Origin of the sequence: Paenibacillus lycopersici, assembly GCF_010119935.1 — a bacterium.
Taxonomy (GTDB): Bacteria; Bacillota; Bacilli; order Paenibacillales; family Paenibacillaceae; genus Paenibacillus_Z; species Paenibacillus_Z lycopersici.
Window position 1 is genome coordinate 2,027,082 of record NZ_CP048209.1, and the last position, 14,558, is coordinate 2,041,639.

The window sequence follows — 14,558 nt, forward strand, 5'->3', positions numbered from 1 at the left end:
GGAGGAATGACGATGCTCCGTATGTTGTTTGGCGAACCGCCCCGCAAGGATTCAGGCAAGCTGCTCGAGGCGATCCAGGCGATGGAGCGGTACGCCGCCCTGCTGAACAAGCGCATCGAGCAAGGACAAGACAGTGACCATAACCTCCGCAAATACGAGATTTATACGCTGGGCCTGCTCTCTTCGCTCGACGAGCTGGAAGAGAGCGCCTATGCGGCGGGCAAATTCGCATCGATGGTCACGTCCGAAACCGTCGAGGGGATGACCGAGGCGGAAACGCTGAATTACCGACGGTATGTGTATTTCGACAAGAACGCCTTCATCCGCCTGTTCTCGCTGCTCGACAAGCTCGGTACGCTGATGAACGAATATTTGCATCTGGAGACGGAGCGGGTCAAGCCGCATTTCAGCTACTATACCGTGCTGCGCAGAATGGCGGAACGAAACGCCTATCCTGAATTGACCGAACCTCTGCATAAGCTGAAGGAAGAGGGCAGGGAGGCGATGAATCGGCTGCGGAAACGGCGCAACATGGAAATCCACTACATGAATTCCGAGATGCAGGACGATCTGAAGCAGAATCATGAAGCGTATTTCGAACCGCACCGGCTTGAAAACCTGTCGCAGCAGACGAAGGATCTCGCGCAAATGATGGATCTCCTGCTCGATACGCTGACGCTGACCTTTCATCACGCCTACAGCCAGATGAAGAAATGACGCTGACCTAGGAGGATGTCATGGAGCTGAAAGGAAGAACGGCCCTAATTACCGGAAGTGCCAAAGGCTTAGGCAAAATGACCGCGCTTACGCTCGCCGCGATGGGCTGCGATATCGTGCTGAACTACGTGACGAGCGAGCGGGAAGCACAGCAATTGGCGGCGGAGATCAGCCAGCTTCACGGCGTGAGGGCGACCGCGGTCCGCGCGGATATCGCCGTCCGCGACGATGTCGCGCGGCTTGCTTCGGAAGCGCTGTCTTGGTCGGAAACCGGCAGCGTGGACATCCTGATCAATAACGCGGGACCGTTCATTCGCGAACGGCGGCTGTTCGCGGATTACGACGCCGCCCATATTACGGGGCTCGTCAACGGCAATCTGCTCGGCGTCATGCTGCTCGATCACCACATGCTCCCGGGCATGCGGGGGCGGCAGTGGGGGCGCATTATTCATTTCGGCTTCGGTCATGCCGGCGAAGGGCGCGCTTGGCCGCAGCGGGCGGTCTACGCGGCCGCGAAGACGGGGCTCGTGTCCTTCACGAAGTCGCTCGCCGTCGAGGAGGCCGGCAACGGCATCACGGTCCATATGGTTTGCCCCGGCGATATTCGCGGCCTGAACAAGGAGCGTACGATCGCCGAAGTATCCGAAGAGCGGGACGAGGAATCGCCTCGCGGCCGGCCCGGCAGCGGCGAAGATATCGCGCGCGTGATCGCGTTTCTCTGCCTGCCGCAGTCGGATTATATGACCGGCAACATCGTCGACGTCACGGGCGGGTTCGACCCGATCAAGACGTCGATAAAATCAAAGGCATGACCTGCGGTCGGAATGAGTCTCCAATCGCTGTTGTAGTTCTGATTTCTTGAATATATAGGAGACTATCGGTAGAAATCAGACTACAAAGGCGACCACTTCGTTTTTCCGACTTCATTCCAACCTCCGGTCACTTTTACACCATTCTCGGAGCAAATATTGAGCAATAAGAGACAATGAGCAACACAAAAAGCGTCTTGCCAGCGGCAAGACGCTTTCATGTAAATAATGGGCAAGCGGGAGCAAGATTAGAATACTTGCATAACCTCTTGTACGCCTTCGACTTCCTCGAGCAGCGCGCGCTCGATGCCCGCTTTCAGCGTGATCGTCGAGCTCGGGCAGCTGCCGCATGCACCCATCAAACGGAGTTTAACGATGCCATCCTCTACATCAACGAGTTCGACATCGCCGCCGTCGCGCTGCAGGAACGGGCGAAGCTTATCGAGAACGTCCAGTACTTCATCATACATGGTGCTTTGTGCGTTTTCGCTCATTGCAATCCACTCCTTTCTCCCCTATTATAGTACAAAGCAAAGCAATTGAAAATGGATATCAGTAACTAGAGGCAAGGTGAAACCGACATGTTGAAACCGATGGTCGAATTTTGCGCCAGCAATATGCATCACGGCACGGATAAGCTCATGAAGAAGCTCGAGGAGAATCCGGATTACGAAGTCATCGAGTACGGCTGCCTGGGCAATTGCGGCGAATGCTACCTTGCGCCGTTCGGCATGGTGAACGGACAGATCGTCTCGGCCGATACGGTCGAGGAATTGGAAACGAAAATCATGGATGAGATCGAGGAGGAGCAAGCCTTGCGCGAAGCGCTCGATCGGCTCATAGACGATATGTAAGGCTGCTGCATACCGCCGGCTGACCGAGCTGCCGAACACCCGCGCATACGTCCAAGTATGGCCGGTTTTATCCGAAATGATGCTTGGACATCCACAAGACGCCGCTCTTGACCAGACGCGGCACGCGTCCCATCATCGTCGTGCGGCCCATCAGGCCGAAACCGTCTTTCTTGCCGAGGGAACCGAGCGTGCCCTTCAGCTTGATTTTGCCAAGCTTCGGCGTCTTGCCGCTCCAGGTCGCTTGCATGACTTCCGCCACTTGCTTGCCTTGGCCTTCCGCGGCCTGCGCGCTTGGCGAGAAGGGCAGGGAGGCACAGTCGCCGACGATGAAGACATCATTGTAATCCGGCAGCTGATGGTACTCGTTGATAATCAGGCGGCCCTGATTGTCCTTGGGCAGATTCATGCGCTGCACGAGCGGAACCGGTTGAATGCCCGCCGTCCACACCGTGGCATCGGATAGAATCGGACTCGTCGAATTCGCATCGTAGAGTACGCCGTCTTCCAGTTTATGCAAGGAGACATGCCCGCGCATTTCCACCTCGTGTTCGATAAACCAGGAAGACACGTATTCCTTCAATTTGACCGGAAACGCCGAGAGGATGCTCGGGCCGCGGTCGATAATGCGGATGTTCAGGTCCGGCCGGCTTTCGCGAAGCTCGGCAGCCACCTCGACGCCGCTCAAGCCGCCGCCGACGATGGACACTTGGCCGTAAGGCTTCACGTCGTTGAGCGCCATGTACGTTTTGCGCGAGGCGGACATCGTCTGAATGCTGTGCGAATACAGCTCCGCGCCTTCGATGCCGTGGTACTTGTCCGTGCAGCCGAGGGCCACGACGAGCCAGTCGTAGCTAAGCGGCTCTTGACCGGCCAGAACGATATGCTTCTCGTCCAGGTCGATGTCCGTTACTTCGCCGTAGGTGACGATCAGGCGCGGATCGGACGGGAAGGCAACCCGCAAATCGATCTCCGGCGATGTGCCGGCAACCAGCGCGTAATATTCCGTTTTGAGTCCCTGATACGGCATCCGGTCGATCAGCACGACGACCGTATCGTCGGGCAGCTCGCCTTCGAGCAGCGAGTGGGCAACCGTAAGCCCGCCGTAGCCGCCGCCAAGAATAACGAATCGTTTCATTTTAAATCCCAACCTTCTGTATGCGATAAGTGCATGTTTGCTGTTTGTTATTTATCATGTAGTATGCACATGACAGACCCTCGCGATGAGAACATCTCTCCGCGAAGGTCATGGTAATCGATGTTTAACCTAGTTTAGCCGTATTTGAGTCGAAGCTTAGTCGTTGCTTATTCCTTGTTTATTCGTACACGCGCACTTCGTTGTAGAACGTATCGCGTTCCACCGGAATGCGGCCGGCGCCTTTGATCAGCCAGATCAGGTCCTCGCGCGTAATGCCTTCGGGGGTCAGCGCGCCGGCTGCGTGACTGATCCGTTCTTTAACCATCGTGCCGTGAACGTCGGATGCGCCCATCGTAAGCGACACTTGCGTAAGCTGCGTGCCGATGTTGATGAAATACGCCTTGATGTGCTGGAAGTTGTCCAGCATCAGCCGGCTGATCGCAATGGCCTTCAGATCGTCGAAGGCGGAATTACGGCGGCGAATGCTCGCTTTCGGGCTGATCGGCTGCATGGACAGCGGAATGAAGACCTGGAAGCCGTTCGTCTCATCCTGCAGTTCACGAATCTGAAGCATGTGATTGATGCGGTCTTCCTTCTTCTCCACGGAGCCGTACAGCATCGTCGTATGCGTCCGCAGGCCGAGGTTATGCGCCGTGCGATGCACCTCCAGGTACTGGGAAACGTCCGCCTTGTCGACCCTCATCTTCTTGCGGTATTCGTCCGACAGAATTTCGGCTCCGCCGCCCGTCAAGCTTTGCAAGCCCGCTTTCATCAGCTCTTGAAGCACTTCCTTGTAGCTCAGCCCGCTGATGCGCGAGAAGAAATCGATTTCGGCCGCCGTGTAGGCCTTGAGCGCAACTTCCGGGAAACGCTCGTTCAACGCCTTCAGCGAGTCGACGTAATATTGAAACGGCACATGCGGGTTATGGCCGCCGACAATGTGGAACTCGCGGACATCCGGATGAATATGCTGTTCCACATAGGCGATCATCTCGGGTCCGCTGAGCGTATATGCGCCTTCCTGGCCTTGATCCTTGCGGAAGTTGCAGAACGCGCAATGCGCTTCGCACACGTTGGTGAAATACAAGCTCATATTCTCAATGAAATACACTTTGCGTCCGTTCTTCCTGAGATTAACCTCGTTGGCCATCTGGCCGATCGACAGCAGGTCGTCGGAGCGGTACATGAACTCTCCGTCCTCCCGCGTCAGACGCTCGCCAAAACGCACCTTCTCGATAATGGCTTGCATTTGCTTGTCTTCTGTCGGTATCGCCACATTCATGACGGATTCCTCCTCGTCCGCCGGGCGCGCGTTAGCAGGTCCGGTGATGAATTTAGATAAAGAATGCTGCTACTTTGTGAAAAAAATTACTTATTCCTTCCCCAAAAAACCTCAGACATAACTGTTTTCATTATAAACCTCATCCCGAAGGGCGGCAACCATTAACTCATACCAGAGCACCAAGGAGCTGGAAGGGGCTTGAAATCCGTTAGCCGAGCTCGTTAGTTTTGGTAACCGGCCGAAAATGCAGTACAATGATCTCGTACGGTTGATTTTGTACGGTGCCAGGCGATCGATCTGAATAGATGGCGGTTCGTCGGGGTCTGCATGATAGACAAATACGAATCAAGAACGCCGCAAGTCACGTAAGAGGAGGAACGGCCAGAATGGCAAACACGTACACGTATACCCGCAGGGAGGAAGCGCTAAACGCGATCACGCATGGCATCGGCGCGCTGCTGAGCGTAGCGGCGCTCGTATTGCTCGTCGTATTCGCCGCGCTGAAAGGAAATGCCGAGCATGTCGTCAGCTTTACGATTTACGGTTCCATGATGCTGCTGCTGTATGTCGCGTCCACGCTCGTGCACAGTTTTCCGGAAGGGAGAGCCAAGCGGGTTTTCGAAATCATGGATCATGCCTGCATTTATCTGTTTATCGCCGGGACGTACACGCCGATCGTGCTTCACGTGGTGCAGGGCACAGCCGGCTGGACGCTGTTCGGCCTCGTCTGGGGGCTTGCGCTGTGCGGCGTCGTGTTTAAAGTGTTTTACGCCTCCCGGTTTCTGTTCACGTCCACGCTCGTGTACATTCTCATGGGCTGGATGATCGTCTTCGCTTGGGGGCCGCTCAAGGCGCATCTGGCGCCAGGCGGCATGCATCTGCTCGTGGCCGGCGGGCTCCTGTACACGGTCGGCACGGTGTTCTATGTCTGGCGGAGCTTCAAGCATCATCATGCCGTATGGCATCTGTTCGTGCTCGGCGGCTCGGCGCTCCATTTCTTCGCCATCATGCTGTACGTCCTGCCGAGATAACGCAAGCATGAAGCGCGTTATTCGCGCAAGACCGCATGAAACGAGACACCCTGCTTATTGAGTCAAGTCCGGATGTGCAGTATACTATATACTATAGAAACGAAAGTAAGTCGATCGAATGACCGAGGAGGGAATATCATGATTACGATCAGCGAGACGGCAAACGAGAAAATCAAAGAAATGCTGGAGGCCGAGGCTTCGCCGGAGCTGTTCCTGCGCGTCGGCGTGAAGGAAGGCGGCTGCAGCGGTTTCTCCTATAATATGGGCTTCGACGATGAAGAGGCCGACACCGACAAGGCGATGGAATTGAACGGTCTTAAAGTCGTCGTGGACGAAGCAAGCATCAAATACTTGAACGGGCTCATCATCGATTTCAAGGAATCCGCCATGGGCGGCGGCTTCACGATCACGAATCCGAACGCGACGGCGACCTGCGGCTGCGGCAGCAGCTTCAGAACGGCGACGGAAGCGGGTAATCCTGCAGCGGAACCTTGCTAAGCGGAGAAGTGGTGCGGGTTTTGGGCGATTAGTCGGTTTGTGAATAGCTCAATCGTTCTTTAGCATGTTGATTGTAGTGGATTGTGGATTGCAAGGGTTAAATCGACAATTCGCAATCATGCAATGGTGCTGCATGGGTCATGGCCTTCCAGAGTTGTGTATTGATGCCAATACACGGTTCCGGGAGGTTTTTTATGTTGGTTTCAGGGCTTATGACGGCATGATTCTCGCCGTACCTAGAGCAAAGTGATGCCATAGGATGTCTTCCACAAGGTCGCTTGTATTCTCTTCGCACTCTACGATTAGGATAACCTCCGAATTTTTGCCGCGCAAAAGGCGTTGTTGTTTCTTTATGACTTTATAATAAAACAAATCGATTAAAAGCCCTAGAATGAAGCCTGCTCCAGTGCCGATAAGTCCCCAATAAATCGGCCCCCACGCAAGTTTAAAACCAACGCTCGCTCCTATAACTGCCAATGCAGTGCCTAATATTGCGCCTGTGCTGATAAGCGAAATCCCGTCTGAGCGGTGAATACTGTCAAACATTTTTCGCTCGGTTTTTCGATTCGTTAAAGGGACTGCGAAGATATTCTCTATATCGATACCGCATTTCTCTAAAGAACGAATAGCGAGCTCTAAATTCGTCGAGTGTTCAAAAGTGGAGAAAATTTGGATCATCTTATTCACCTGCCACTCGTCCCCTTTTAACCTTAAACTGCGGATGTTGGTACTTTTTTATGAGATATGTTTTTTGTTCGGAGTCGAACAATTTATTATTCTCCACGGTGTTCATATACGAATCGAAAACGGCAAATCCCCACATAGAAGGCATATACAAAAGCCATTGTTTATCCAAAGCTTCTGTCGCTTGCGATATCTCCCCAAGGAATATGTAATGAACGGCAACAAGCGTCTTGGAGAGATATAAAAAGAGTATCGTCCAGACAAGCGAGAAGAATGCCGTTAAGAGTCTATGTATGTGCAGCTGCCCGAGTCCTGGCATGAATAGAGACCAGATGACGGACATAATGGGCTTCCGCTTGTCCAGATAATTGATTTCAAGGGCTCCGATGCTAAAGGAATTATAAGGCGCCTCTTCCCGCTCCGCAAGCAAGTAAACTTTATTCATATCCACGCATGTTCGATAACTGTCCCAAATGCCGAATATATAAACGGGAATATACATGAGCATCCATCTGGTGTCTAATGTTTCTTTAGCCAGATCGATATTGCCGCAAAATGTATGCACCATCGCCAAGTTGATTTTTGCATTGTAATTGACTGTCACTTCCCACATGAACAACACTAACCCTCGTAAATACTTACTTAGCAAAAGATGACCGAAACCCGGAAAGGCTGCCGACCACCATGCGATTACGTAAGGGTTTCGCAAATGAAATTGCGTTGTTCCGGCAATGCTGACATGGGCTTTGTAGCGGCGGAATTTATTTTCAATATTTTCAAAGTTATTCACTGATATTTCTTCCTCTTATTCTAAATTATGTATTTTTTATTATTGCCTGTTTAGGGTCGAATATGCGCAGCCGATATGGTTTCGATCTAGGAATAAGCTGGATGTTGCCGGGGAAATGCTATTGGATAATGGGGATTGGACAAACAAAAAACTCAAAGGTATAAACGAAAAGGTATGAACGAAAAAATACTGAGGAGCAATGTGATGGTAAACCATTTAACTGAAGCTTATAAGGAAGTGCAGCAAGCAAGGGATAAGCTGCATCAGCTCACCGTTCATCAGTGGAAACATGAAGCCGTTTTTACATGGGAATGGTGGCTGCTCGTTGGGTTATCTATAATTCCACTGATTATATGGTGGGGGATCGTCGACAAAAAAAGGGTTTATGAAATCGCCTTTTATGGATGCATGATAAACATCATGGCAGTTATTCTAGACGATTTTGGAACTGATCTTTCATGGTGGGGATACCCAATAAAATTAATTCCAATGATCCCTCCGCTATTGACCGCTGATTCTATTTTAGTGCCGATTATCTTAATGCTCGTCTATCAGTTGTTTTCATCCCAATGGAGAACTTTCATTATCGCCAACATCTTAACTGGAGCTGTCATAGCATTCGTAGCTGAACCAATTTTCGTATGGATCGGGTATTATCAGTTAAATACGTGGAAGTTCTTTTATTCCTTTTTGTTCTATATCGTAGCAAGTTCATTAGCGCGTCTTATTATTCTTCGAATCCGTAAATGAAAGTTTTACCGTACTCGTGGCGAAGCAGCGATTCATGGCGCTTGATTGCGTTACCGTAACGGGACCTCACGGACTTATGTTGATCCTTGACATGAGTTCGGGAGGTTTTGTCACCCGTCCATTGCCCGGGGAATAATCGTCCTTCTCTACCAGCTACTAAATCAGGCGAGTTGACCATATCAATCATCCAAGAGATAGAGAGCTAGGAGGCATATGCTGTCCTATAGGACGCTTACGAAGGGGAGGACCATGGAATGAGTGACGAACTTGGGAGACAGCTTGCGAGCAAGTGGGCAAAGACGGAGGCGCTCTTGTCGCATTCGCAGATTGCGCCGCATATCCCGCCGACGCGGCTGTTCACGAAGAGCAATCTGAACAGCATGCTGAATCAGCACAGCATGGTAGTCATCAAGCCGGTCAAAGGAGCAGGCGGGCACGGCGTAATCAAGGTCGTGCGGGAAGGAAGCGGGTACAAGTACACGTATTATTCGAAAACGAACCGGTTCCAAAGCTTCGACGGACTCTATCAATCGCTGAACGGGAAGCGCGGCAACCGCCGGTATTTGATTCAGAAGGGCATTCGCCTCGCGACGATCGGCGGCAGGCCGATCGATTACCGGGTGAAGTACGTGAAGCAGCCGGAAGGGCATTGGGCGATCACGGCGATCGTCGGGCGGCTCGCCAAACCGGGCTTGTTCGTGACGAATATATGCCGCGGCGGCACGCTGCTCAGCGGTTCCGAAGGCATTCGCCGTTCGTTCTCCAGCGCGAAGGTCGGGCCGAAGAAACGGGAAATGCGCATGCTGACGCAATTGTCGACACAGGTGCTGGAGAGCCGGTTTCCGGGGATCGGACAGCTGGGCTTCGACTACGGCATCGATACGAGCGGCAAAATCTGGATCTTCGAAGTCAATACAAGACCGCAATAATATCGCGAATCGCGTGCTGTAAACGCGAAACTAGCGATCATTGCACCTATCCTATAGGCGATTGATAGATTTACCAATTCCTATTAAACTTTTTTATTGGGATCGGTTACCATCAGCCTGTGTATAATCCTATCCACATATTCCCACGGATATTTCCTGTTTTTTCGACCTTTATTCACATTCTGCACACATGCTGTCCACAGCGGGATGTGGATAATCGGAACGCTTGTTCTATAAGTCTAGGACATGCTAAGATGAACTGGAAGTAAGAGGAAGGGGGGCTGTGCATATGGAACAGCTGTCTGATGAGTTGCTGCTGGATGCGTATATCGCCGCGAACCAATACCAATTGGAGCAGGATTTTATCGAGATGCTGAAAGCGGAATTGGTCCGTAGACAGATCAGTCCGGATGCCTATCGCAATTCGGCTTAAGCGCCGATAGTCCCCGCTTAAACGCACTACCGCCATTTCCGGACATAGATTTCGAAGACTGCGCCGCATGACGGGCAGCACGCGACATGACTGCAGCTTGAGACCGCCGGATCGACGTCAGACAATGTCATCGCCGCTTCGTCAATGTCCGGCTGATAGGGAGCATACGGAGCGGTAAAATCGACCGTCCGCCCGTAATCTGCGGATTGCGCCGCGCAGGATGGACATTGAACCGCAAGCTGCTCCAAGCCGTTGCAAACGGGACATAGCATACGAAAGGGTACCCTCCTTAAGCCGTCCGGCGTGGATTTCACGGATGTCGGCTAACGGTAGGATACCCTTTTTTACGTTTATCAAACGATCGCAGCCCCTTGCCTCTACAGCTTCATGCTGCTGCTGTGGCCGGGCGAAAGCTTGGCCGTCGGATCGACGTACACTTTCGCGTTGTTGACGGCGGTCGGCGCTTCGCCGAAACCGACGGCAATGAGCTTCAACTTGCCGGGGTAAGTCGTAATGTCGCCTGCCGCGAAGATGCCGGAGATGCTCGTTTCCATGCGCGAATCGACAACGACGGCGCCATTGTCGATTTCCAGCCCCCATTGCGAGATCGGGCCGAGCGAGGAGACGAACCCGAAGTTAACGATGACGTCATCGACCGCGAGCTGCGTCGCCGCGGCCGTCTTGGCATGCCGGAGCGTAACGCCGTGGATTCTGTCCGTCCCTTGCAGGGCGGTCAGCTCGTACGGGGTCAGCACCTTGACGCTAGAATTCAGGAGGTTCTCGACGCTGTGCTCGTGCGCCCTGAATTTATCCCGGCGGTGGATGAGCGTTACGCTTGCGGCGATCGGCTCGAGCATCAGTGACCAATCGACGGCCGAGTCGCCTCCGCCGCTGATGAGGACATGCCGGTCCTTGAACCGGCCGAGGTCGCCGACGAAGTAGTGCAGGTTGCTCTTCTCGAAGCGGTCTGCGCCGTCAAGCTCGAGCCGCCGCGGCTCGAAAGCGCCGACTCCCGCCGTAACGATGACGGATTTGGCATAATGCGTTCTCCGGTCCGTTACGATCGCGAAGTCGCGCTCATCACGCTTCACGACCTCGAGCACCTTTTCTTCCAGGCAGACGTTCGGTTTGAAGTGGTCCATTTGCTTCTTCAACTGCTCGACGAGCTCGCCCGCCGTTATTTTCGGAAAACCGGCAACGTCATAAATTTGCTTCTCCGGATACAGCGCCGCGAGCTGGCCGCCTAACTGAGGCATGCTTTCGATAATCGTAACGGACGCCTGACGCATCCCGCCGTAGAATGCGGCGAACATGCCGGCAGGGCCGCCGCCGACGATCGCGATATCGACTTGAGGGGAATCCACTGAGCTGGTCACGGTTGACACCTCCATCAGTATGCAAATCGCTAGTGAAAGGAAGCCGTTCTATCCCTTCATTATACGGGGGCGACAAGCCGCTTTTAAAGAAGAAAATTGGATGTTATTCTAAAGTTTTTCGTATATTTTAACCCTTGATGTTTTCAGAAAAAATTTGTATCATGTGTGATATTAGCAAAGGTATGTCGAAAGACGGCGGGCCTTTTTCATTAATAATTGAAGATAGAGAATCACACACTACAGGCAAGAAATGATAAAATTATTGTCTGTTTTGGCGTGTTTGTGTAAATTTTCACATTCATGGGCCGGAATAGCCGGCACCGCCCTATCTCGGCGGCGGCTTTCCTCTCGCAGAAGTAGAAGCAAAGTACAGCGAAACCATACGCTTTGTTTATCATTCACACAAAAAAGAAAAAGAAAAGACTTAACGAATGGATGGGATTCTGGATGAGCAACATACCGAAAATTGTTATCTTGGGTGCCGGTTACGGCGGCATCCTGACGGCGCTTCGGCTGCAGAAGGAACTGAATTACAACGAAGCCGACGTAACGCTCGTCAACAAGCACGACTATCATTACTTCACGACTCATCTGCATATGCCCGCCGCCGGAACGGACAAGACGGAAAATGCGCGCGTAAGCATCTCGAAGCTGATCGATGAGTTCAAAATCGATTTCGTAAAATCGACCGTCGTGCAAATCCGGACGCAGGATAAGAAAGTGATCCTCGAGGATGGCACGCTTTCCTATGACTATCTCGTGATCGGCCTTGGCGGCGAACCCGAAACGTTCGGTATTCCGGGCATGCTGGAGCACGCCATGAACATCCGCAGCATCAACTCGGTTCGTCTGATCCGTGAACATATCGAATACCAATTCGCCCGCTACAAGCGCGAGCCGCACCGCACGGATTACTTGACGTTCGTCGTCGGCGGCGCAGGGTTCACCGGCATCGAATTCGTCGGCGAGCTGGCGGATCGCATGCCGGAGCTGTGCAAGCAGAACGACGTGGATCCGTCCCTCGTCAAGATCTACAACGTGGAAGCCGCGCCGACCGCGCTTCCGGGCTTCGATCCGGAGCTTGTCGAGTACGCGATGGACGTGTTAACGAAGAAAGGCGTCACGTTCCGCATCGGAACGCCGATCAAGGAGTGCACGCCGGACGGCGTTATCGTCGGCGATAACGAAGAGATCCGCGCGGCGACGGTCATCTGGGCCGCAGGCGTGCGGGGCAACCGCCTGATCGAGGAAGCCGGCATCGAAACGATGCGCGGACGCGTGAAGATCGACGAGTTCCTTCGCGTTCCGGGCCACGAGCATATCTATGTCGTCGGCGACAACTCGCTCATGTTCAACCCGGAAGGGCGTCCGTATCCGCCGACCGCGCAAATCGCGATGCAGCAAGGCGTCGTCTGCGCGCATAATCTGGTAGCCTCCATCCGCAACCAGCCGCTGAAGAAATTCGAGTTCAAGAACAAAGGCACCGTCGCTTCCTTGGGCAGAGGCGAAGCGGTCGGTCTGGCATTCGGCAAGAAATACAAGGGCCGCGTCGCCGCATGGCTGAAGAAAGCCATCGATATCCGTTATCTATACATTATCGGCGGCATCCCGCTCGTGATCCGCAAAGGCAAGTTCCTGTAATGCGGCACTGCAGCGTGCAAGTTCGGGGGCTGCTGCTGCGCGAGGAGCTGGATCGGTATAACGCGCTCATGGAGGTCGGTTCGTTCCTCGAGTCGCAGAACCGCTATGATTTGGCGTATACCGTTCAGAAGGAAGTCGATATTCTCATTCTGCCCGCGATCGAGCGTCTGAAGGAGAAGGGCAGGGAGCGCGACCGCCAGACGGAAGCGTATTTGGAAATGAAACGCCTGCTCGAGGAAGACAACGACGAGGATTAAGATAGAGGTGGAAGGATAATAAGAAGCGGATGGAGGGCCCGAAGGCGCCCCATCCGCTTCTTTGCTGCGTATCGATTAGGCATGCCGGCGTTAAAGCCTAGACGCTGAACAGCTCGGCCAGCTTCTCTTCCGTCAGGCGGTTGCCGACGTAGAAGTCGCCGAAGTCGCCGAAGCGCGCGCTTACTTCGTCGAAGCGCATTTCATAGACGAGCTTCTTGAACTGGAGCGCGTCTTCCGCGAAGAGCGTGACGCCCCATTCCCAGTCGTCGAAGCCGACGGAGCCGGTAATGATCTGCTTCACTTTGCCCGCGTACGTGCGGCCGATCATGCCGTGGCTGCGCATCATCGCTTTACGCTCGTCCATCGACAGCATGTACCAGTTGTCGTTGCCCGAACGGCGTTTGTTCATCGGATAGAAGCAAATATGGTTCCATTTCGGCAGGATCGGCTTCAATCTCGCGACGATCTCGGGATTTTGCAGCGGATCGGTGCCGGGCTGGCCCATATAGTTGCTCAGCTCGACGACGCTTACGTACGAGTGGGCGGGGATCGTAAATTGCGCGAACGCGGACTTGTTGAACGCGTTCTCGATGGCGTTCAGCTCCTCGAGCGTCTCGCGCAGATGCATCAGCACGAAATCCGCCTTCTGTCCGACGATCGAATAGAACGCCGTGCTGCCTTGCTTGTTATCTTCAATGGACTGCCATTGTTTCAGGAACGAATGGAGGTCGTCCAGGGCCAATTGCCGCTCCGCTTCCTCCGCCGCCGTCCAAGCCATCCAATCGATGGAACGGAAATCGTGCAGCGCATACCAGCCTTCCAGCGTTTGAGCCGCTTCACTCATGGTCATCTCTCCCTATTCAACGATTTGCGAGACGTATGTCGCATCCATTGTATCGTAACGGAAGGAACGAGAGCAAATGGCGGTCTTGTGACAACATTGCGTTACAAATTGACTTCCATTCGGCCATCTACTACACTATTTGTAGCGAAAGGGGAAGAGTTTCCACATGAATACGGACGTAAACATTTTGCAGTTGGTTATCGCGACTGTATTATTTTTTGTGATGATGTTCGGGATCGGGTTTATTTTGAACATGCTGCTCAAGACGACCTTTTTTCCGATTTATTTATTCATTATCGTTCTGGTGCCGATCTTCATCTGGCAAACGTGGGACAACACCAAATCGTTCGGCGGCAATTTCACGTCCTTCACGTTCGTCGATATCCTGCCGGGCATCGGCGCGCTGATCGGCGCTTACGTGAGCGGCACGACGATCCGGCTGCTGCGCCGCGGCGGCTACAAAATGTTCTAGCATGCAAGATCGTTTACCGGTACGGCCATACTAAGGAAAACGCGGGCTGACGGAAG

The 14,558-nt window shown here is 53.2% G+C and carries 18 protein-coding genes; 11 read left to right on the top strand and 7 right to left on the bottom strand.

Annotated features, from left to right (window positions below; translation table 11 throughout):
- The first annotated feature begins 12 nt into the window (after window positions 1-12).
- Together GXP70_RS08725 and GXP70_RS08730 are read left to right on the top strand one after the other, a co-directional pair.
- Window positions 13-717, top strand: coding sequence for a Cthe_2314 family HEPN domain-containing protein (locus GXP70_RS08725; RefSeq protein WP_162356086.1), 705 nt, complete (start codon window positions 13-15; stop codon window positions 715-717).
- Between the two features lie 26 nt (window positions 718-743).
- Entirely contained in the window at window positions 744-1,529 is a 786-nt protein-coding gene (locus GXP70_RS08730) for an SDR family oxidoreductase (RefSeq protein WP_162360374.1), read from the top strand.
- A 245-nt stretch (window positions 1,530-1,774) separates the two neighbouring features.
- Here GXP70_RS08730 and GXP70_RS08735 read toward each other — a convergent pair whose 3' ends face one another.
- Window positions 1,775-2,020, bottom strand: coding sequence for a NifU family protein (locus GXP70_RS08735; RefSeq protein ID WP_048744982.1), 246 nt, complete (start codon window positions 2,018-2,020; stop codon window positions 1,775-1,777).
- A gap of 90 nt (window positions 2,021-2,110) precedes the next feature.
- Between GXP70_RS08735 and GXP70_RS08740 the strand changes: the two genes are divergently transcribed.
- Complete coding sequence (locus GXP70_RS08740) at window positions 2,111-2,380, top strand: YuzB family protein (RefSeq protein WP_162360375.1); 270 nt, start codon at window positions 2,111-2,113, stop codon at window positions 2,378-2,380.
- A 67-nt stretch (window positions 2,381-2,447) separates the two neighbouring features.
- Here GXP70_RS08740 and GXP70_RS08745 read toward each other — a convergent pair whose 3' ends face one another.
- Both GXP70_RS08745 and mqnE read right to left on the bottom strand, forming a co-directional pair.
- Entirely contained in the window at window positions 2,448-3,515 is a 1,068-nt protein-coding gene (locus tag GXP70_RS08745) for an NAD(P)/FAD-dependent oxidoreductase (RefSeq protein ID WP_162356087.1), read from the bottom strand.
- A 178-nt stretch (window positions 3,516-3,693) separates the two neighbouring features.
- Complete coding sequence (mqnE, locus tag GXP70_RS08750) at window positions 3,694-4,797, bottom strand: aminofutalosine synthase MqnE (protein ID WP_162356088.1); 1,104 nt, start codon at window positions 4,795-4,797, stop codon at window positions 3,694-3,696.
- 386 nt (window positions 4,798-5,183) lie between these two features.
- On the opposite strand from mqnE, the gene trhA reads away from it, so the two are divergent.
- Together trhA and erpA are read left to right on the top strand one after the other, a co-directional pair.
- Window positions 5,184-5,828, top strand: a complete 645-nt coding sequence (gene trhA / locus GXP70_RS08755; protein WP_162356089.1) for a PAQR family membrane homeostasis protein TrhA — start codon at window positions 5,184-5,186, stop codon at window positions 5,826-5,828.
- A gap of 138 nt (window positions 5,829-5,966) precedes the next feature.
- Window positions 5,967-6,326, top strand: coding sequence for an iron-sulfur cluster insertion protein ErpA (gene erpA, locus GXP70_RS08760; RefSeq protein ID WP_162356090.1), 360 nt, complete (start codon window positions 5,967-5,969; stop codon window positions 6,324-6,326).
- Between the two features lie 210 nt (window positions 6,327-6,536).
- On the opposite strand, the gene GXP70_RS08765 is transcribed toward erpA, so the two are convergent.
- Window positions 6,537-7,004 (bottom strand): MFS transporter, encoded by a 468-nt coding sequence (locus GXP70_RS08765; RefSeq protein ID WP_162360376.1) that lies wholly within the window; start codon window positions 7,002-7,004, stop codon window positions 6,537-6,539.
- Between the two features lies 1 nt (window position 7,005).
- Window positions 7,006-7,800, bottom strand: coding sequence for a hypothetical protein (locus GXP70_RS08770; RefSeq protein WP_162356091.1), 795 nt, complete (start codon window positions 7,798-7,800; stop codon window positions 7,006-7,008).
- Window positions 7,801-8,004: 204 nt separating this feature from the next.
- On the opposite strand from GXP70_RS08770, the gene GXP70_RS08775 reads away from it, so the two are divergent.
- From GXP70_RS08775 to sda, 3 genes are all read left to right on the top strand, one after another.
- A complete protein-coding gene (locus GXP70_RS08775) occupies window positions 8,005-8,550 on the top strand; it encodes a CBO0543 family protein (RefSeq protein WP_162356092.1) in 546 nt (181 codons plus the stop codon).
- A 254-nt stretch (window positions 8,551-8,804) separates the two neighbouring features.
- Window positions 8,805-9,479, top strand: coding sequence for a YheC/YheD family protein (locus tag GXP70_RS08780; RefSeq protein ID WP_162356093.1), 675 nt, complete (start codon window positions 8,805-8,807; stop codon window positions 9,477-9,479).
- Window positions 9,480-9,768: 289 nt separating this feature from the next.
- Window positions 9,769-9,912 carry a sporulation histidine kinase inhibitor Sda gene (sda, locus tag GXP70_RS08785; protein ID WP_162356094.1) on the top strand — a complete coding sequence of 48 codons (144 nt, stop codon included), beginning with the start codon at window positions 9,769-9,771 and terminating at the stop codon, window positions 9,910-9,912.
- Between the two features lie 377 nt (window positions 9,913-10,289).
- Here the strand turns inward: sda and GXP70_RS08790 are convergent, their stop codons facing one another.
- Entirely contained in the window at window positions 10,290-11,303 is a 1,014-nt protein-coding gene (locus GXP70_RS08790; protein ID WP_162356095.1) for an NAD(P)/FAD-dependent oxidoreductase, read from the bottom strand.
- A gap of 432 nt (window positions 11,304-11,735) precedes the next feature.
- On the opposite strand from GXP70_RS08790, the gene GXP70_RS08795 reads away from it, so the two are divergent.
- Window positions 11,736-12,929, top strand: coding sequence for an NAD(P)/FAD-dependent oxidoreductase (locus GXP70_RS08795; protein ID WP_162356096.1), 1,194 nt, complete (start codon window positions 11,736-11,738; stop codon window positions 12,927-12,929).
- Window positions 12,929-13,186 (top strand): hypothetical protein, encoded by a 258-nt coding sequence (locus tag GXP70_RS08800; protein ID WP_162356097.1) that lies wholly within the window; start codon window positions 12,929-12,931, stop codon window positions 13,184-13,186. The genes GXP70_RS08795 and GXP70_RS08800 overlap by 1 nt, the downstream gene beginning before the upstream one ends.
- A gap of 97 nt (window positions 13,187-13,283) precedes the next feature.
- On the opposite strand, the gene hemQ is transcribed toward GXP70_RS08800, so the two are convergent.
- Window positions 13,284-14,030 (bottom strand): hydrogen peroxide-dependent heme synthase, encoded by a 747-nt coding sequence (gene hemQ, locus GXP70_RS08805; protein ID WP_162356098.1) that lies wholly within the window; start codon window positions 14,028-14,030, stop codon window positions 13,284-13,286.
- A gap of 166 nt (window positions 14,031-14,196) precedes the next feature.
- Between hemQ and GXP70_RS08810 the strand changes: the two genes are divergently transcribed.
- On the top strand, window positions 14,197-14,502 hold the full coding sequence (locus GXP70_RS08810; protein WP_162356099.1) for a YuiB family protein: 306 nt from the start codon (window positions 14,197-14,199) through the stop codon (window positions 14,500-14,502).
- The last annotated feature ends 56 nt before the right edge of the window (window positions 14,503-14,558 follow it).